General features: G+C 51.8%; 9 protein-coding genes and 1 pseudogene. 6 read left to right on the forward strand and 4 right to left on the reverse strand.

The window, feature by feature from the left end; genetic code table 11:
* Positions 1–20: 20 nt before the first annotated feature.
* The 4 genes from G6R38_RS07195 to G6R38_RS07210 form a co-directional block, all read right to left on the reverse strand.
* Positions 21–1,985, reverse strand: coding sequence for a S8 family peptidase (locus G6R38_RS07195; protein ID WP_166822082.1), 1,965 nt, complete (start codon positions 1,983–1,985; stop codon positions 21–23).
* A gap of 95 nt (positions 1,986–2,080) precedes the next feature.
* Positions 2,081–6,136, reverse strand: coding sequence for a patatin-like phospholipase family protein (locus tag G6R38_RS07200; RefSeq protein ID WP_166822085.1), 4,056 nt, complete (start codon positions 6,134–6,136; stop codon positions 2,081–2,083).
* A 459-nt stretch (positions 6,137–6,595) separates the two neighbouring features.
* Entirely contained in the window at positions 6,596–6,886 is a 291-nt protein-coding gene (locus G6R38_RS07205) for a hypothetical protein (protein ID WP_166822088.1), read from the reverse strand.
* 45 nt (positions 6,887–6,931) lie between these two features.
* Complete coding sequence (locus G6R38_RS07210; protein ID WP_166822091.1) at positions 6,932–7,111, reverse strand: hypothetical protein; 180 nt, start codon at positions 7,109–7,111, stop codon at positions 6,932–6,934.
* Between the two features lie 863 nt (positions 7,112–7,974).
* Between G6R38_RS07210 and istA the strand changes: the two genes are divergently transcribed.
* From istA to G6R38_RS07240, 6 genes and pseudogenes are all read left to right on the forward strand, one after another.
* The gene (gene istA / locus G6R38_RS07215) at positions 7,975–9,465 is read left to right on the forward strand and encodes an IS21 family transposase (protein WP_166822094.1); all 1,491 of its coding nucleotides are present in this window, start codon (positions 7,975–7,977) and stop codon (positions 9,463–9,465) included.
* Positions 9,462–10,250, forward strand: coding sequence for an IS21-like element helper ATPase IstB (gene istB, locus G6R38_RS07220; RefSeq protein ID WP_166822097.1), 789 nt, complete (start codon positions 9,462–9,464; stop codon positions 10,248–10,250). The genes istA and istB overlap by 4 nt, the downstream gene beginning before the upstream one ends.
* Positions 10,251–10,391: 141 nt before the next feature.
* A pseudogene (locus G6R38_RS07225) lies at positions 10,392–11,597 on the forward strand (IS4-like element ISRba2 family transposase).
* Positions 11,598–12,299: 702 nt separating this feature from the next.
* The gene (locus G6R38_RS07230; protein ID WP_166822100.1) at positions 12,300–12,878 is read left to right on the forward strand and encodes an ECF-type sigma factor; all 579 of its coding nucleotides are present in this window, start codon (positions 12,300–12,302) and stop codon (positions 12,876–12,878) included.
* Positions 12,879–13,009: 131 nt separating this feature from the next.
* Complete coding sequence (locus G6R38_RS07235) at positions 13,010–17,596, forward strand: bifunctional serine/threonine-protein kinase/formylglycine-generating enzyme family protein (RefSeq protein ID WP_166822124.1); 4,587 nt, start codon at positions 13,010–13,012, stop codon at positions 17,594–17,596.
* A 2,256-nt stretch (positions 17,597–19,852) separates the two neighbouring features.
* A complete protein-coding gene (locus G6R38_RS07240; RefSeq protein WP_166822126.1) occupies positions 19,853–21,292 on the forward strand; it encodes a hypothetical protein in 1,440 nt (479 codons plus the stop codon).
* Positions 21,293–21,319 lie beyond the last annotated feature (27 nt).

A 21,319-nucleotide genomic window follows, 5' to 3' on the forward strand; every position in this document is an offset into this window, starting at 1 on the left:
ATTCGAATGTCGCCTTTACGCTAAACAGATTGCAAAGCTCGTAAAATGTCAAGCATGCCATGTCCTTGAAAATACATTTCCCGACCCAAATCGGTTGCCGTGTCGCAAAGAATTCGCTTAATCCGCCGCGGATCACCAACGAATTCCTCGTAACGTCCCATGAGTAAAGCGGCCGCTCCGCTCACGTGGGGAGCCGCCATGCTGGTTCCATCTTGTCTTAGGTCGCTTTCGCCGGGAACGCAGGACGTGATTTTTTCACCAGGCGCGACGAGATCCGGTTTTAGCCGTCCATCTCCCGTCGGTCCTCGGCTGGAAAAATAACTAACGCCGTAAGTATGAGGGCGTTGTCGATGCGTTGCTCCAACGGTGATCACTGTCTCTGCGTTACCAGGATCAGTGATTGAAACCATACGAAATGCGGGTGATGCGTTAAACGTATCTTCCACTTGATAGCCGTCATTACCCGCTGCTGCGACAACGACGATTCCATCTCCCACAAGGCGTTCGCATTCGAGGCAGACCGGTGTATTTCCACATGCATAGTTGGCCACCTCGTGTTTGATGGATAGACTCAAATTAACGCCATGAACTTTACGATGACTGCTGCCGCCGTTGAGGTGTCGCAAAAACTGCAATGCGGCCATCACCGTGAATTCATCACCCACGCCATAAGAATCGAAAACTCGGAAATCCATCAGGCGGATGTCGGGGCAAATGCCTTGCAATCGAACATTCCCATCTTCGAGCCAGTCGGCGGCCATGATCCCAGCCACATGCGTGCCATGCCCCGATTCCGGGACGGGATAGCCATCATCATGTCGAACTTCAATTAACGGTTTGACAAGGTCCCAATCCAACGTGCGACCGCTGAGTAAACTTTCTTTGAGCTGCTTGCGAATCTCCGGATGACGTTTCAAACGCTGCTTGAGATCGTCTGGAAAGTCGGCTTGGCCGTCTTCATCCAAAGAGAGCAGTTGGCGAATCTGCCCAAAGTCATACGTAGCCGTGATTCGGGTAAAGTCCTGCCAATCAATTTTGTCCGGATTTGCCTGCGGATGATCTCGAAACGCAGGGTGGCTGGCGTCGATGCCATTATCCACGATGGCCCAGGTGAGATGACTGCATTTGATGTCGAACAGTCGCCGAGCGGCATCCGCTTTGACCGCGAGTGTAGAGTCTTGCACCGCCGATTGCACGGAGCGATTGAGACTGACTTGAGCGACATAGGGAAGATTCTCTTCAGTGGGCGTAATGTCGATTCCTTCCACCAAACGAGCTGTGGAGTTTGCAATATTCTCGTAGTAGATCACTAACCGATCGTAAAGTTCTTTGGATGTCTCACCCGTTTCCAATGTGGGAGGCGGCCAGAGCCGATCAAATACATTCTGTCTGGTTCGAAGTGTTTTCTGCGTGTAAACGGTCCAGTGCAGTTCCGCGATGGTGCCAATGACTCGCGCCATCCAAAGCATGTCCGACGAAATCTCAGCTTGCGTTCCACCAGTTAGATCCATCAGAGCAAGGAAGTTCGCTAGTTCTTTTCGTCCATCAGCTTCATGAATGGAATCTACGATGTCGCTTTGTTTCGAGGCGATCTCTTCTTGCCAGCGTTTTGTCCGAGGGAGAATCACCCGCACGAGTTCGTCAAAATCCATTCGCACCGTGACGGCAAAATGGTGGCAGGCCAGCTGTCTGGAGGCAATATTTGAATGGGGCCAGTCATTATGTCGGGATTCTTTATTTTTGAGGGCATTATGAAGATAGGCCGCCAGTTCAAACGCCGCTTTGGGACCTGTATTGGTTTGATCGGGTGTGATCAGCAAATCCACCGCATAACGCGGCTTGTGGGGACTTCCTTTCAATGCCACTAATGGAGATTGCTCAGCAAAAGCAATCCAAACATCCGGTAGAACGGGGAAATCGGATGTGAACCGAGTAGCGTTTCCACGGGAATACAACAGACTCCGGAGATCTTCGCGGGAAAACATATAAGCTTGCCATTAAAAGGATTCTTGTAATACTCACTTAATGATAAACTGAGAGCCCCTTTCATCGCTCGGTGGTTCTACTACTTGTCTCCATATTATTGTTTAAGTTGCGTTAAAGCTTCTCTTGCTGACCCCTGGGTATCGTCATCGGCATCCTTTACGATCTCATTAAGTGCTTGTCGACAAGCACGGGTGGTTTTTGGTTCGCGACAACATTCTTCACGAATCAACTGCACAATCGAGGGACCAGTTCTGTTTGATTTTGAAGACTTGTAAATAGCAAAATCTCTGAGTGTGGCCAAAATGTCCTGGATTGAAATACCGATCTTCTGCAACGTCTTGAGCCAATCGATCGCAAGTTTCACCTCTTTGACCCGTCCTCGCTTGAATATTTTTTCAATTGATTTGAGCGAGGTGCCATCCCACCCGCATCCAATTGGAATTTTTTTCGGATCCATTTCGCTTTTACGAAACACCTCTTGATGAATGGCAACTTTATGAGCCATGAGACCAAGGTGTGAGCCATGTTCTTCTATTGTACTGCGAAGTTCACTTCTCCGATCCAATGGGGCGGCAGCGAACTCTTCAATGTCCTCTGCTATTCGATCAATCAGCGTCTTGACCTCAGCTGGTCCGCTCGATTGCTCTTCGACCGGTTCGCACGATATGGTTTCTGTGCACGTTTGCGTTTTGTAAGCTTGTTCACTTAGCTTGTATTCATCGGCCGGTTGACTCGGCTTTTCCTGGTCCGGCTCGTGCGATTTGTTTTCGTCGTTCGCATCCGCGTTTTTAACGTCTCGTGCACTCGGTTCCTCGGCCTTAGCTGTATCATTTGCCTGTTCTAGGTCGGGCTCGCGTAATTCGATTTCATTTTTCGTTTCCCTGACGCCGTTTTGCTCGTTATTCTGCGGATCGAAAAAGTTTCCTAGCGGCGAACCTTGTGGAAATAACAACTGCAGCAAAGTATTTGCCCCCGCCTTAAGCTGTCTTCCTTCGAGTTGAATATCTTCACCTTGAAGATCGGGAATTTTCATGTGTTGGCCGAGATCGGCACCGACATGAAATCCTAATTGAAGGTATGCACTAAACTGCGATTCGCTAAAGGACTGGTCTTTAGTCGGATCATGCGGAAAAAAATCGCTTCGACGGGCAAAATTGAACAACCGAATTCCCTCGTCCCCCGTGAGCGAGGGTTTTAGATAGATCAAGATACCTTCTCGATCTCGGCGTTCTGACACGTCTGATTCCCGATCTGAGTGACTCTCAGGATATAGGATGCGTGCAACAAAGAAATGTGAACGGTGATTATTACATCGCTCGTCAGCAAGGGCGGCAAGATGTTCCTGTCTCTTCGTTCGATTTTCGCTTCCTGTCAGTAGCGGATCCGTCAATGCAATCGGCATGCGGATTGGAAGTCCTTCGACACTACTTTCCGGGCTAGAAGTTGGCAGTTCGGCAATGCGGATCCCATGATGGTCTTGAATGCGGCGTAGTACCTTTGCTAAATCGTCAAAATGATGATCAGGATCATTGCCGGCGTCACAGACAATTACTAAGCGACACCGCCGCTTCAGTAATTCCTCGACTCCCAAGTTTTCAATATATCCACCGTCTGTCAACAATATGTTCGACATTTCTTCGGGCGAACGGAATAAATTCTGCATACATTCTCGAAGCATGGAGGGGCGAATCGGTCCTTGCCCCAGGGTATTGGGGTTTGGCAAAACCTGCCCCGTTCGCAAGTTGACGACGTTCATGATCAAAGAGACGATGTGCTGAACAAAGTACGCCGGATTAAGGGCCGCGCCAGAAATTGCTATCGTATCGGCGATTGAAGGGCCCCTTTTCCCTAATTTCTTAGTTTCTACGTATCCAAGTTCCTTGTTTCCATAGTATTTCTGTGAGAGCAAGAACGACGAGAATGGCGTTTCCAGCTGATCAGCGATTTTCCAACCGACCCGCGTTGGCGTGGCCGCGTTGAACAGCAAGTATGGCAGTCCTTGTTTTTCTGTAGCTATGTCGAACAGCTGCGGCGTTCCTTCATCAGGATACGTCGTCTGCTCGTCCTCGACTTGGTCGAAAAAATAGGTCGCGGCAAGCCGATCTCGATAATATCCATGCAGGCCCGTTTTATTCGGGTTGACGTACCATGCCAACGCCAATGCAACGACCAAGCTGCCACAAAACCAGATCAATCGGTGCCGTTGGTCATACTTGATTAGGATGGCGCGTCTAACTTCCGATTTTGGACGAATGATGTTCGGAAAGACGTTTTCCAATAACCCTCGATTAATCTGGGCAAACTCTTCCCGATGGGGGGGGGCACCGATCAGTTCACTGTCTTGACCTGACTTTCCTTTCCACTTATCTAAGTCGGCTGCAATCACCTTGAGTTTTTCAACAAGAAAATGTGGAAGATCTGCCTTCGAAAGCTCAATTACGGTGCCAGGACCGCCATTAGTTGCCTCGAAATTTGGTTTTTGTGGCTTAAAAAGCAACTGACTATTCAAATTCGAATTGAAGTGCCTCAACAAATCTCGTGTGACTTTTCTCTGTATCTGCGTGAATTGAATTGCTTTCCCGACATCGCTTTTGGGCTCTTTTGCATCTTTGAGCTGGGAAAGGTCTGAGAACATGTCACCAGTCATCAAGTAGTGAGTGAAATTGGGGATGCGCTCGGTAAATAGCCGACCGAATTTCCATGTGGTCCATGAATTCACCGTTTGGTTGTTTTCTTCCGCCGTGTCATTGAAGTCCTCGCTCGCGAGTCGTTGATTATCTGTTGGAAAAATCTTACCAACGTCAAGTTCGTCGCGTTTTTTATTGTTAAGCTCCAAGAGAGCCATGTAGAGCATGTCATCGGAAATTTTATCGGGGATGTCTTGGGCTTTCCTGCCATCAAAAAGTTCGTCGATCTTTGTGTGTTGACCTTCTGACAGAAAACTTCTCAGATCATCGCCTGAGTGAAACAGACCAAAAGCTCCGTTAATTTGGACTTCCGCACGAAATCCCAAATCTTCGAAATCGACGATGTATCCATCGAATTCCCCACTTGCTAGTTGAGCGAAGCCACGTTGGTCGCGAATGTCACCCGCGAGTACGTCCGGTCCACGCGCATCGTTGAAGGAAGAGATGTTTTCTTGTGAAAACCATCCAATGGCGACTAGGGGAACACCTAAGAACAACGCTAGTGACGCATAGTAAAAAATCCATGAATCCGACAGCTTCTCAGGTGCAACACCGCTTTTGAGCAGCCGTCGCGGCGCAAGAAATGGCAGGCAACCTAACGCAACCAACGTTGCGAACAGAAACGAGACGTTGCTCAGCCAACTGATCTCTTCTCCATCATTGTCACTGAGTGCCTTCGTGCCGATGGAGACGTCTCCATTGCCGATGATGACCGCGAAGCCAATGGCAATGCAAACCAGCGTCGTCCACATGAGTTTGGTGGCAAGCCTCTTGAGAACTGGGCTTTCAACAAGTATGCCGACGAGGTAACTGAGAATCCAAAGTATTCCCACAGTGACGGCTGGTATGAACGCAGGGAGAAGATCACCGCCGAGGCCCATCACCGCAAGATGATCGCGGACACCGTGGTAATCTAAACACCGCCATAAAAAGGCTACTCCCGCGCCGACGGCAATAATGGTTGCTGCACGTGGCGCGAGATTTAGCAGTAGATTTGGCAGGTATCGCCCGAGGAAAATATCGACACGGTATAGATAATTCGTTCTCTTGCTGACCTCCCGTACTCGTTGGTGTTGTTTACCTGTTTCCTCCTGTGATAGGCAGAAATTGTCCTTCCGATACTTTTCCCCTCCATCAACCGCATTTGTCAGCATGGCTGCGGCATAAGTTCCACCCGAAACCGCCGAGATGAAATCGACAAATCTGAGCACTCCAAATCGATGGAATGCCTGAAGCAGGCCGAGACTGAAAGCAGCGGAACGAACACCCCCACCCGAGAGGGCGAGCCCAACACATTCATCGTCGACGGAAATGTCGTGCGAATCTGTGTCCGTATCAGACGATGAAGGATTTGGTGACGAAAACCCCGCTCGCTGTCGACGAACTGTGATTTTCCGTCGCTCGTTCGCCAGGACTCGTTCTTCCAAATACCTAGGGATGTTATCGGAAGACGGTTTGGACATACCAAGGCCAATCTGGGCCGGATCGCGGGAGACCTTCCCTGAGAATGAATTCCGGTGACTGCCATGCACAATCGGAATACTTGATTAGACCATCAACTCTCGAAAATTGAAAGTGTTTGACCACTTGTTTGTTTGACCAGTTCGGTGTGGCATTTTTGCAACGCGGATCGCATTTCGACATAAACGCTTTTGGTATAAGGATTAATTGTCTTGAACGGTCGGAGTGCAAATTTTGGTCGAAAACTAAAATTTTCTTTTCGAGTCGCACTCCAATGGTCAAATCAGCTTCTAAAACCTATCACCGAACGTTACATTGGTTGCATGAAAGGCGCCCCACACCATTCGATGTCGGGGGCATGTCCGAGCGTAATATTCGCAGTTTGTGCCGCAACGAGTTGAAGGAGCTGTGATACCTGTTTGTCTGCCTCCATGCGTCTTCGGTGTAGCGCACACTACTGTTTAAGGCTGTGAGGGCATCAACGAGAGACCGGAGCGTGAAGGGCTTTTCTTTTCGTTACCCACGTGTTTCATCGTCGCCATGATGCGGCGGCGGGGGATGCCGTGCTTTGAAAGAAACTTTATCGCGTCCTCCGCCGTGTCTCCTACTGTCTCGTTCATCGACCGGGCGACGTCTGACGCAAAGCCGTCTTGCCGTTCATCACGTTTGCCAGCGAGGTTGTCTAGAATGCGGCGAGTGTCATCGAGCGATTCGGCGATGGTTCCAGTATGCTTGCAGGTGAAGGAGCTCACCTTCACGGTATCCCGAACATTATGATTCTCGCATATTGCTTGGAATCAAAAGGCTTGAATGCCCAAGGATCTTCGGCCTACTTCGTTGTTCCAGGCAAAGTAAACTGGCACAAACGCTTCGTCACCAATGTCTTTCCAGCCTGCCGGATCGATCAGAAAGACAAACAAGACTTCTTCGCCGCTGTAGAGTCCCGTGGCACCGTTGAGACCTGGCGGAGGGGGCACGAACAGTGTTCTCACTGGAGAGGCACTGCAACGGGTTTTGTCCTGACGGCAGCAGTTCTTTGAGGGCTTGACTGGCAGTCTCGGGCGAGAGTCGGTTGAGCGTTTCAAGTTTGACGCCGCAAAGCGAACACAGCCGTGAAAGCGACCGGTGATCGAGGGCAAATGTGCCAGAGCCATTCAGGTGTAACTGCACGCGACGGCGGTCAATTTCTGGCAGGACGTCTGTTGGCCGCATCGAATGCTCGGTGGCGGAGTCCTTCTAGCTGCGACAGTGTCAATGAAGTTCATCGAGCGCCGAAAATATCTCGTCGGGCGGATGGGAGAACAGTTGCTTCGAGGCGGCGTTCAAATTGGACAGGGGTTGGTTCCTTCCGGTACGTAGAGTGGAGTGAACACAAGACGGAGCGACATTGTGCAATGAGCGGTGCTCAGGCGGAGCATGGAAGCTGAGCGGACAACCGATCAACAACCGCATTCCCTAGAGCAGTTTCATTAATCTCGTAGTGGGTTGAGTCGCAGGGTGTTAGGATTGAGCAAGAGTCTTGCTCAAAGCATTGGTCTCTACACATCTTGTTCGCGATGATTTAGGGTTGTCTGGATGGGATTCATTGGCCGCCACTGGATCGGCGGCTGCAGCGGCGTTATGAACATTTGGTTTCTGAAAACATGAAGTCAGCCAATCGCAGTGCGGCGGGGCCATCGCTATGTGAACAACGCCCGGAAAGTGTGGCGCTGTTGGGTTGCCGATGGTCGGTGGAAAAGTGTGGCGTTCTTGGCTGCTCTCGCTGAAATGTGAGGCAGGTTTGTGACGGAATATTCGTCACAGCCGGCCGATCAGCGAGGTTTTCAAGGTGTACTGCGACATGACCATGTGGACCGAGATTCGCCGATTGGTGCTGACGGGACAGAAGAGCAAACGGGCGATCTGCCGCGAATACGAGATTCATTGGAAGACACTCCAGAAGATTCTCACGCATGAGGAACCGCCGGGTTATCGGCAATCGAAGCCGCGGCCCAGGCCGAAGCTCGATCCGTTTGTGCCGATGATTCATGAGATGCTGAAGTCCGACCGGACCTCGCCGCCGAAGCAGCGGCATACCGCCAAGCGAGTGTTTGATCGGTTGCGAGAAGAGCATGGTTACACGGGTGGCTTGACCGTGGTGCAAGAAGAGGTCCGGCGGTGGCGGGAGCAAAGTGCGGAAGTCTTCATGCCGCTCTCGCAGTTGCCGGGGACGGCTCAGGCGGACTTCGGCGAGGCCCAGGTCATCTTGAATGGCGAGCCGACGAAGGTGGCGTACTTTGTGATGTCGCTGCCGTACAGCGATGCGTTCTTCTGTCAGGTGTTTCCGAAGGAGTGCACGGAAACATTTCAGGAAGGTCACTGCCGAGCGTTTGAGTTCTTTGGAGGCGTACCCAAACGCATCAGCTATGACAACAGCAAGATCGCCGTTAGTCGGATCGTCGGCAAGCGAGGCGAGACGCCGACTCGAGAGTTTCTGCGACTGGAGAGTCATTTCCTGTTCGAGCACCACTTCTGTTTGGTCCGCAGACCGAACGAGAAGGGACACACTGAAAATCTCGTCGGCTTTGCGAGACGCAACTTTATGGTGCCAATGCCAGTCGTGAACGACTTAGAAGAGTTCAATCAAGAACTAGTGCGTCGCTGTGAAGCTGATCTTCAGCGAAGGCTCAGAGGTCAACCGGCGAGAAAAGCCGAATTGCTGAAAGACGATCAAGCGGCGTTCCTCGCATTGCCGAAGTCGGCGTTTGAATCGCGGCGGTTAGAAGGTTGCCGAGCGAATTCGCTCTCACTCGTCCGCTTTGATTGTAATGACTATTCGGTGCCGACGGCCTATGGTCATCAGCGGGTTCTAGCGATCGGTGGCATCAGTGAAGTGCGGTTTGTGGTCGGCGATCGTGTCGTTGCTCGGCATCCACGGGACTGGCGTAAAGAACAAGTGCACTATGATCCCAAGCACTATCTAGCACTGCTGGAACGTAAACCGGGATCACTCGACTTTGCCAAACCCTTCGAGGATTGGCCGCTGCCGAGTTGTTTTGCGATCTTGCGCAGACGCCTCGAAGGCGAACTCGGTTCGCAGGGACGTCGCGAGTTCATTCAAGTCCTGCGGCTGTTAGAAACATACTCACTCAAGACACTAGCAGACGCATTAGACCGAGCGCTCAAGATCGGTGCGTTCACAGTCGATGCCATCCGATTGCTAGCCGAGTGTTCTCAGGAACAACCGGCGAAGTGGTTCCGTCTGGATGGTCGACCGCACCTTCAAGGCCATGATGTTCCGCTCCCCAAACTCAATGTGTATGCCACGCTCACTAGTGGAGGTGCGCGATGAAATCTCAACAGACCAAGAGCACTGTGTTGCTCCATCATCATCTCAAAGCATTGCGGTTGCCGACGATGCTCCGTGAATGCGAGAAGATCGCGAGTGTGTGTTCTCACGACAACATCGATCACTTGGGCTTTCTGCTCAAACTCTGCGAGTTGGAACTGATCGACCGCGAGAAACGCTCGACCGAACGGCGTCTCAAAGCGGCGCAGTTCCCACAGCACAAAACACTCGATGACTTTGATTTCTCAGCTCAGCCATCGCTCAATCGGGTGTTGATCTCAGAGCTATTGCGGGGAGAGTACATTGACCGCCGCGAGGTGATCATTCTGATCGGCAACCCCGGCACGGGAAAAACGCATATCGCCACTGCACTCGGGTTGGCCGCCTGTCATCAAGGCCGCCGCGTGCGGTTCTATCGTGTGACCGAACTGGTCACCCAACTAATGGAAGCCCGCGAAGAACGCCAACTGCTCAAACTCAAGAAGCAGCTAGGAAAATGGGACGTGCTCATCCTCGATGAACTCGGCTATGTGCCGACGAGTAAAGTCGGAGCGGAACTCTTGTTCGATGTGATCAGCACCGCCTACGAGCGGCAAAGCGTGATCGTGACGACGAACCTACCATTCGAGCAGTGGACCGAAGTGCTCGGCAGCGAACGCCTCACCGGAGCCGTGCTCGATCGGCTCACGCACCGCTGCCACATCCTGGAAGCGACCGGCCCCAGCTACCGACTCCAAGACGCCCAGCGACGCCGAGAACAACCGGCAAAACCCAAGCCACCCGAATAATCGGTACAACCGATTCCTCCTCCGGAGGAGGAATTTGAAGGCTTTGAGAACGAACCCTGAAACCGTAAACTAACAAACTCTCCGAGCGCTGCACTATTCAACCAACGATCGCTGCACTATCCAACCGTTGTTCACACGCTATTGGTCGGGCAGGCTCAGTCGGCTTCGGCAACGCAGGCAGCGTGGCGGTTTCTCAACAATCCGCGGGTGAAACTCTCGGCACTTGCCGAGTCGCTGCGGGACGCCGGTTGACAGGCCTATGAGCAGAACGATTCGACGTTTGTGCGGCTCGCGCATGACTGGTGCAAACTGAACGACAAATCGCATGCGAGCAAGAACGATGTTCGACAGATTACGCATGCCGACGATGTGGGCTACGACCTCTGGACCGCTCTCTTGATCGATGCGCAGAGCGGCAGTCCGCTCGCCCCCATGCAGGTGCATCTCAAAACTTCTGAAGCCGTGCATTCGACCGCCGAAGACGTGCCCACGCCCGAGACATCCCACCTCGCTCAGGTGGGGCCGACGATGCAGGAAAGCTCGACGTGGGGATTGCCGCAGACGATCGTGCACGTGATCGATCGCGAGGCCGACTCCCTAGGTCGGATGCGAACTTGGAATGCCGACGGCCATCGATTTGTGATTCGTTGCGATGATCGCCGCGTGAGGTGGGACGGCGAATCCTGGCTGATCTCGGAGATCGTCGACACGCTCGATCGGGAGATGCTCTTCGAGTCGGTCGGCGAGGCGAAGCATCAGGGACACTCTGTAACCCAAGAGGTGGCTGAAGCAGAGATCGTACTCGATCGCCCCCACACTGAGTGCCGCAAAGGCGAGAAACGCACCGTCTCGGGACGTCCGCTTCCGCTGCGGTTGGTGGTGCTGCGATTGATCGATGACGAGGATTTCATTGTCGCCCAATGGACGCTCTTGACGAACGTCGCTTCGTCTGAGATCTCCGCCCAGACGGTAGCGTACTGGCACTATCGCCGGTAGCAAATCGAGTCGTTCTTCAAGCTGCTCAAAATTCACGGCCAAGAGCTTGAGCATTGGCAACAATCCCATAGTGAAGCGATTGCTCGGCGGTTACTCGTCGCGGCGATGGCCTGTGTGGTCGTTTGGGATTCGGAGCGTGATGAATCCCCCGAGGCCGACGAAACCAAAGCGATTCTGATTCGCTTGAGCGGTCGCAGCATGAAGCCGGGCCGCCCGGCCACCGCTCCCGCGTTGCTCGCTGGCTACATGGTCCTGCTCGCCATGCACGACCTATTCACCCAAACCGATTTCGACATCCATCAACTCCAACAACTCGCCTACCAAGCCTTACCCTTCCAAGATTCCTCCTGAGATGTGTAGAGACCAATGCCCGGTGACAAGGTCTGTAGCAAAGTGTAGTTAATTCTTCTCAATTCAACGGGATTTGACAGCTTGTGTCTAAAACGTAAACTGCAAATTTCATGGAGATTCGTCCCACGGGCGTTGGTGATTCTGACAAATCGACTGGGCTGGTGATACTTATCGTCCGCAAGTATTAGCACAACATTGGGGACGCTCCGTGGTCCGGCCGCATGCCCAGTTTTGAACGAGCAAGCTGACAGGACTGGTGTCACGATCAACAGTATGAGCGTTGCTATTCTGTATCGTGATTGCGGCAGAGATTTCGTTAATGGGTTGTGTCTCCCAAATTGCATGGGGGGATCTCCAATCGAGCAACGGTTTGAATCACGCGGGATGTGGAGAACTGAGTATCCGGTCATCACTGCTAGAGTTCAACTGCGACTTCACGATCAGCCGGGCAACATCCGAATCCATACCACCTGGTGTGACTCGACGACAATCGAGACGATGAAAAATGCTCCACAACGGGGGGGCTTTCTGGTAGGATTTGAGCCACAACATTGATTTGATATCAACAACCGAATTTCAGGCGTTTTCCAAATCCCTGCGGAAATCGAGCGCAGTCTGGATAGCAGGGTTTCGACCGTTCATAACTCATTAAGTCGTTCGCTTGCTCATTTCCAATTTCCCTTCATCCACACTCTTTTCAAAATGCCAAATTCCACGGACATCTCGCATCCTTTGTACCAGATTCAAACTGGTAAAGAGGGCGAGTTGTTCCCGCGACTTTACGAATTGGCCTGCGAAGAACTGAAAGACATGGCCAGACAGTTGGCTGCTAGGGAGCAGACCAATTTTACGAGCGGCGAACTTGTTCAGGAGACGTATCGGAAGCTCTATTCAGACAACGTGCTGGTTAAGGATGATGAACGTCGCCATTTTTTCGGCATTGCCGGCAGAGCGATTCGTCAAATTCTCGTTGACCAAGCCGAATCGCGACAATCCAGCACGACGGATGGTGAGCACAGGCGAGAGCCTTTTGACCTCATACTAGAGACGCTTGAATCGGAGAGAAACCTTGACTTTCTCGAATTCGAGGAAGGCCTCGTGAGTCTCGAAGAGCAATTTCCACAACTCCAGCGGGTCGTTCTCATGCGGTTCTTTGCGGGATTGACGACAAAGCAGATTGCCCAAGTTCTCTCCATTTCTGAAAGCAAAGTCGAAGGGGATTGGCGATTGGCTCGGGCGTGGCTATATCGATTTCTACGGAATGGAAGCAGAATGTCTTAGATCATGGACGCCGTCATGCCGCTCAATCTAACGAACACATTCTATTTGCCGGTGAAGGTGCATCGTGCTTATCGGTTCCGTGCCCACTTTGAAGAACTCGTCAACATCGTGGCTTCAAAGGATGAAAACCAATGAGCACGGATGTCTCGGGACTTAGCCCAGATGGAGGGATCGAGGAGCAGTTTCGTTACCTTCTCTCTCTCTCAACTGACTCCCGAAATCAAGTCCTTCAAAAAATACGCCAGGTAAACAGCCAGCAGTTTTTTGAACTCCAGCAGTTGCTCGAAGCAGATCAGGCAGCCGAACGCGAGGGGTTTCTTGCACCTCTCGAGACGCATATTCCGATCGAGCTCGGTGTCGACGAAGAGGACCAATCCGTCGACGGTACGAGGGCGGAGAAGTCCTCGTTCGATTCGAGTGGTACACAGAAAAAGAACAATGCACTGCAGGGAGTGGAAACGGTCAAGGCGACAGATCATTCCCATTTCTACGAGGACAACGATGGCGAAGCTGAGGTCGCCGACGAATCGGATGATGAAGATGAGCAGAAAGAACGGATTGGGGATTATCAAATCAGTCGGTTGCTCGGGAAGGGGGCGTACGGGCTAGTATTTGAAGCCAGAAAAACCGGTGAAGCCGATCCGGTCGCGATTAAAGTGCTCCGAAAAAAATGGTGCAGCCAGCCGAAGCATGTCGAGCAGTTCCTTTCTGAAGCCAGGCAGACTCAGGGCATTCATCAGGAAGGGATTGTGAGAATTCTCGAAGTGAACTCGGACAACGAGCAACCCTTCATTGTCCAAGAACTGATCGATGGATGGAATCTCGAGGAGTACGTTCGACGATTCGAACCTGACCGCACTGAGATCATCAACCTCGTTATTAAACTCACGCGGATCGTCGTCCATATTCATCAGTGCGGGATATATCACCGAGACCTCAAACCGGCCAATATTCTCGTCGACAAGGATGGGTGTCCCCACATCGTCGATTTTGGATTGGCGATGCGGTTCCGTGACGGTTGGAAGCGGAGGGGGGAAATCGCCGGCACGGTGGCGTACATGTCCCCCGAACAACTTCGAGGCGAATCCCATTTAGTGACTGCCAGTAGCGATATTTGGAGCATTGGCGTCATTCTCTACGAACTGCTTGCTAAGACGCGGCCGTTTCTCGGTGAAGCTTGGGATGTGATTTTTGCAGAGATCGAATATCGGGAGCCCCGCGGTCTCAGGGAAATTGACCCGTCCATACCGACACATGTGCAATGGATTTGCCTGAAATGCTTGACCAAAGAAATCAATCGCCGGTACCGATCAGCAAGCGATTTGCTGGATGATCTCCAACGAGAGCATTCGAGCGTTGGCCATGCGTCTCTTGATCGCGTTGTTAAACCCAGCTTGAGGTCATTTGGAGCCGAAGACCACGAGGCCTTTTTAGAGTTACTTCCAGGAATCCGCGACGCCGACGGAATCCCAGAGTGTCTTTCTTATTGGACATCTCGGATGACAGATACAGGGCCATCCGCCTTCCGGATCGGTGTGCTCAGCGGGCTCAGTGGCAGCGGGAAATCGTCCCTGATTCAAGCTGGTCTTCTGCCTTTGCTCCGTAGAACTCAAATTCGTCCCGTGCTCATCAGAGCGACCGCTGAGCGGACCGAGCAAGACCTCCGAAAAGCACTAGTCGATCGATTTGCATTTCTGAGAGGCCTATCTCTTCCGGATAGCTTTTGCAAGTTGCGGGAATCCGACCTACTTGCTCGCGATGAAAAAGTGCTCATTATTATCGATCAATTCGAGCAATGGCTTTATGCCCACTCGGAGGACGAGGGACGAGAACTCGTTCACGCACTTCGGCAATGTGATGGACAACAACTCCAAGTTGTTCTTTGCATTCGAGATGGGTTTATCGTATCGCTCAAACGATTGCTTTTGGCGGTGGATGCCGAGTTAGACACCACCAAAAACTACGCCATCATCGACCTGCTCAGCAAAAAGCAGGCAAAAGTCATTCTTGAACGATTTGGTCGGGGCTGCGAGCAGATTGAATTTCCGCCCACACCGGAGCAAGAACAATTTCTGAATTCCGCTGTCGATATGATAGCCGGAACTGACAATCGTGTTGTTTGCATTCAGCTGGTGATACTCGCCACGATGATGTCTGACCGCCCTTGGGTGACCAGCGAGTTGCAACGAATCGGCGGGTTGCATGGAATCGGCGTACAGTTTCTAGAGGACCAGTTTGCATCACGGTTGGCACCGGAAACGCAGCGGATTCATCTGCACGCCGCGATTGGCGTACTGAGTTGCCTCCTACCTGCGACCGAAACTGGCATTCGAGGAAACGCCCAATCAATTGATAAATTGAGACAGGCTGCCGGGTACGATGGTCAATCCGGTCTGTTTGATGAACTGGTCACTATTCTTGGAGATCATCTCCGTCTTATCACACCCGTCGATTTTTGTGCAGAACAGGATACTCAGCTCGAGTCCGATTCATCACAGGATTCGAAAGAAATCCGTCGTTCCCAGGCGTGGTACGAACTAACCCATGACTATCTCGTCCCTGCAGTCAGAGATTGGGTCGCCAAGAGGAAACAAGTGACTCGTCGCGGTCGTGCGGAACTTCGGCTCATCCATCGAACCAATCTTTGGATCACCGGGCAAGAGTCCCGGCAATTTCCAACCTGGCTAGAATGGCTCCAAATACGCCTTTCGGTTCCACGCACTGACTGGACGCCTCAGCAGAAGGAGATGATGACGTCCGCGTCTCGCTACCATTATCGACGGTTCGCGTTGTTCGGGCTTTTCGTCTTCTTGTCGGTCTTCACAACCGGGGCCTGGCTCAGCCATTCCCGCTCGGTTGCCGCCGTCGAGCATCTCGGCTCGGCTGAGATCAACGAAGTCCCTCCCTTGCTCGAGAAGGTTTGGAAATTTGATTATTGGACCAACCATCAAATCGAAACACTGTTGGCCTCGCCTTCAAAACTTTCCAGACGAGAAACCCTTAACTATCGGCTTGCACTCCTCAGATCTGATCCGGATCAGGTTGATCCATTAGTCGACGCTTTGCTTTCTGGCACGCATTCTGAGGTCACTGTCATTTCCGATGCCCTTCAACCTCACGCTGATAAAATTGAAAGCAAACTCTGGGTGATGTTGCAGGACGCAACCACGCCTCAGGCAAAACGTCTACGATCGGCGGTGGCTTTAGCGACATGGTCGCCGCAAGATTCTCGCTGGGCGGAAAGTCAGGAAGCGGTCGTCGATAGTCTGATGGACGTACCTCTCTATGACATCGGAAAGTGGACCAAGCCGTTCCAACCTTGTCGGTCAGCGCTCCTTCCGGTGCTCCAGCGGCGTTTTTTTTCCGATCAAGAACGTGTTAGGGTCTCATCGGCAGTCATCCTATGCGATCTTCTCACCAGCGATCCGGCCTTGATATTGGAACTCATCAAAGAGGCTCAACTTGATCAACTGAGTGTCCTCGCATCCGCAGCGACGAGACACGGCGAGGGTATGACCAGCCTGTTTAAAAGGGAGTTGCAGTCGGTCGAACTCGTGCCAACGTCGACTACCCGACTGAAGTTTTATTGTGCTGAAAAATCCAATGTCGCGGCAGTTTGGTTGCGAATCGATCCGACGGCCCCTGTTTGGCATCTGTTGTCTCCCTCAACAAACATCGACTTGCGTAGCCATTTCATCCATCGTTTGGGACCAGTCGGCGTTCCTATTCAGTCAGTTCTCGATCGTTACCTTGCGGTCTCGGATGTTTCGGAGAAATTGTCCCTCGCGTTAGCTCTCGGGGAGTATCGAGACTCTGGCAATGCGAGATCCAAATTGATTGAACTTGTCAAACAGGAATTTGACGCGAACCCAGATCCTGGTATCCACTCCGCCATGCAGTGGTTGGCAAACGTGTACGGTTTCGCCGACGATCTTCAGGTCACATCACCCAAGAAAACTGGGAGAGCTTGGCAGGTTCTGGAGAGCGGACACACGATGGTTCGAATCGAGCCGCAGGGAAACGATTTCGCGGGAAACCCTGATGACCAGCGTGAATTCGAAGATCAGAGTGAGACTCAAAGGAAGGTTTCACTACCCGAGCCGTTTTGGATCGCAACTACCGAAGTGACCGAAGCCCAATGGTACGCATTTCGTTCCCCGTCTGATGAGAACTCAGAAACTTCCCAGCCGAACAGGCCCAAGACTTACGTCGATCAAGAGGATGCGATGGCCTACTGTCTTTGGCTCTCGAAACAAGCAAACATTCCTGAAGATCAGTACTGTTACCAGGAAACGAAATCGGGGCGAGTGAGACCATATCCAGACTACCTCAAACGAAAAGGCTTTCGGCTGCCCACTGAGGATGAGTGGGAATTTGCTTGTCGGGCTGGTACGACCACAAGTCGTTACTTTGGCGAACTAGCCACGCTATTGCCTGCCTATGCTTGGGGAAGAGATAATTCCAACCAAGCACTCCGAAAGGTCGGGTTGCTGAAACCAAATCAGTTTGGATTGTTCGATATGATTGGCAACGTCGAAGAGTGGTGCCAAAATGCGTATGACCCTCAGCACCCTCGAAGTACAGTCGGTGTCATTCGCGGAAGCAATTTCCTCGGCCACGCTTCTTCACTACATTCGATGCGCAGACGACCCAATCTCAAGTCTGTCAGCCTCGGTTTCGCGGGTTTTCGAATCGTATGTACAAGCCTGAAGAATTGACTATAATAGAACCTCACCCCCTCTTAAGACTCCTAAGGAAATGAACATGCAAAATTCCGACGATTGCTCCTATGATAGCAGTGGTGGAGCTATTGTTGATGGCTATTGTTTGTACCTCATTTCAGACGAAGGAAATACCGTATTGGAATGCCATTGTAAGAAGGGTTACGAGTGCAGAGACCCCGGCGGAGGTGCAAGAGGGATGGACGATTACACGCCAGGGCAGGTGGTTAAGTCCGTCTGTAAGAAGAAGGGGTCATCAAAGACCGATAAGGGCAGTTAGCTGTCTCCATTTGCGAGAGCATGACCAACAAAATGGCTGATATTTGAAAAAGTACTAGTTGGGTTCGTGGCCTCCAACGTCAGTTTGTTCGCCCGGGTTTGGTCGTGTGGCGTTGGGGAGCATCTTGACTTTCTCCACATAGCCGTATCCGCTATACCGATCCACCATTGGACTTGCGGTGTCATCGACACCTCGCGTCTCCAACTAGTATCTTGTTTTTACCGTGTTTTGTGCGAAACTGGATCACACCCTGTGATCGCTAGCGATGGCGATCCAGAATTTCGTGATCAATCATGTTTCATGATTTCAAGTGATGTTCAATTCTCAATCACTATAGCCGCCAGAATCTATCACCTCATCGACCATATCCCTCGGAGAAAACAGATGATGGGCCGAACTGTTTTTCTTGCCGACCTGTCTTTCAGTTCTTTTCGGCAGTCAACGAAGATTCACTGCCAATTTGTCCCTTCCGCTCTTATTCAAGTCTAATGGCAAGCACTCCCGGTTGACGCGATCATAACCCAACAAACGAGTTGCTCCTGTCCTTCGGGAGTCCTTCATAAACGCTTCAACAATTATCGTCGTGGTCGGTGTGCTCCCTACCTCAATTGTTATGACAGACATCGCACGTTGAAGAAGCGATTTTCTCCATGTACGCATCTCAGCTGATTAATGCCAAACATCTCTCTCATGTTGCCATCATTGGGAAGATCGACATCTCAGCAATGCGATCGGAGCCGCATGACAAACCGAAACTCCCAGTCCTGCACTGGTTTCTGCCAGATAGCAATTTGCAAGAATTCGCGAATATATCGCATCACACTGATCGCAACATGCGGTTGTATGAATGTCAGGACGGCTCAAACAGTGCCTACGCCGTCGGGTTGAGCAAACTTCTCGCCGAAGAATTAAAACCGGAAATTGATTGTGTCCTGTTGAGCCAGCCGGTTGCGGAACATGCGGATGTACTGCTGCAGTTGGTTGTGGACCGACTCCTGGTTCGCGGAGGATACATTGCTATCCAAGAGGGGCATGGTTCCCCTGGTTCAACCTCTCCGATAGTTCCTTTACTACACGCAGATTCGAATTACATCGAAATCGAGTCGGGCACTCTCTACCGGAAACGAATCGAATCGCCGACGCGGGAGGCCGCGAAATCTACGATACTGAATGCACCGTATCAATCCAGGGAAGTCGAGCTTTGTTCCTCTCGTCGTTCGGTTCGGATCGTTGACTGTGAGGAACGTGCTGTCTGCGGGCGGCTCATCGAGTTGACTCAGACCACAGATCATCGAGTTGCAGAGGTCCCACGACACATTTGCGAATCCTGTCGACGTCTCGAAACAGAATCTGCAACTCTGAATCCGATCGTCGCTTCAGAATTGTTCAAGTTCGCAAGAGACATTGTCGAATCGGGTAGGGATCAGCACGTCTCAATTGAGGACGCAAAGAAACTGCGGAAACTCGCCGAAGATAATCTTGAATGGAAGTTCGGACGATCCGCCATCACGGAGAATTTGAGATTCGAGCGGGATCCCCGCACCTGTATCCACATCGGCCCCGTTGAATCACCAAAGACTATTGGGTGTGAGTCTGATCTGACAGACCCGACTATTCTTGGTTGTCAACACTTCAATCATGAGCACACGACATTACGAAGTTGCCATTATTGCTATGACTATAGTGATGGATCAGAGAATCAGCTCACCCGAATTCGAGATCTCATACCGGCTGCGTCCCAATCTGGGCCGAAGATTTCGCGTTGGGCTGTCGGTGTCACGACGTCACCAAGGAAGGAGCCGACGTTAGAGATCTGTGTCGACTCGATTATCAGAGCCGGGTGGCCGAATCTCACGCTATTTGTCGATCAGGGAACATCGATTGCCGCCCATCATTCCCATCTTCCGGTCACATATCGGGAACGGCGTGCGGGTGCTTGGGGAAATTTCCTGCTAGCTCTTTCGGAGCTGTTTTTGAAGGACCCCAATGCAGATGCCTATCTCATGCTCCAGGATGATGCAGTCCTCTACGACAAAGAGAATTTGAGAGAGTGGTTGGAAACCATACTGTGGCCAGGGCCGAATATCGCTGCCATCTCGCTCTATTGCTCTTCCGCCTATAACCGATTCGTAGCCGGTTGGCACCAAAGTCACACCCAATGGACGTGGGGGGCACTAGCATTCGTTTTTCCGAATCAGGCTGTTCGTCGTATTTTGGCTGACGCCTCCATTGTCGATCACTGTTTTCAAACCAAGCGGCAGGCGAATATCGATGTGGCTATTGGACGGTGGGCTCGTCAACACAAGTTGGATATCTACTACCCGAACCCAAGCTTGGTTCAGCACATTGGGGAAAGTAGTACGATTTGGCCCACAGCCAATACCCGAGGGAAACGGCGGGCAAACTGGTTTGCAGGAGGTCCTCATCCACCCCAATTCCAAAAGGGCAGTGGGACCGACAAACGGATCGCAAGCAATCCTATCGTGAAGACCAACGGTTCGCCGACTAACGTCGAACCGAATGGCTCTCACTCGACCTCAGAAGTCGCTCTCGCGTTTGTGACTTGCTTTTTCAATCCCGCCGGGTATCAAACTCAAAGAAAGAATTATGAAAGATTCCGCGAAGGACTAGGGGAGATCGCGAACCACCTCTGGACAATAGAACTAGCGTTCGACGACGACCCATTCACGATCGAAGCGGAGCGAACAATTCGAGTCCGAGGGAAACGCGCCCATCATCAACTCTGGCAAAAAGAGCGGTTATTGAACCTGGCTCAAGAGCAAGTCCCGTCTCACTATAATGCGGTCGGCTATATCGACTGCGACCTGTTGTTTGATAACCCTGCTTGGTACGACGAAACGCGTCGGCTGCTGGAGCGGTATCGCGCTGTGCAACTCTTTACGCAAGTCAGTTTGTTGTCGGCGACGGGAGCAGTCATCAAGCAGCAAAATACTGTTGTCGCGAACCCCACCAACAACGGTTTATTCCCGGGCGGAGGATGGGCCTTCCGTCGCAAACTTTGGCCCATCCACGATATGCATATCATGGGAGGCGGCGACACCCTTTATCTTTGGGCTCTCAAAGGACGGCTTGATCATGGCAAGCTACCCATGATGACAGATGCTTGGGCACACGAATGGGCTAAGCAAGCGATCGACGTCTATCGTAAGTGCGGAGGAAGAATCGCATCAACGCGCGGGACTGTTCGCCATCTCTATCATGGTTCCTTGAAAAATCGGCTTTATCGTGACCGATGGCGTCATCTCTTTGATGGAGGATTCGATCCGGGTCAGGATCTGGAGATTGATCCAGAGGTCGGAATTTGGCGATGGACAGATTCTGCACTCCGCCGGAAGTCGAAGATGGTCGAAGCCGTGTCCAATTACTTCTTGGGCCGTAAGGAAGACGATTAAAACTTTCCACCCCGCAGTCGCGAGGAA

Origin of the sequence: Thalassoroseus pseudoceratinae (assembly GCF_011634775.1) — a bacterium.
Classification (GTDB): Bacteria; Planctomycetota; Planctomycetia; order Planctomycetales; family Planctomycetaceae; genus Thalassoroseus; species Thalassoroseus pseudoceratinae.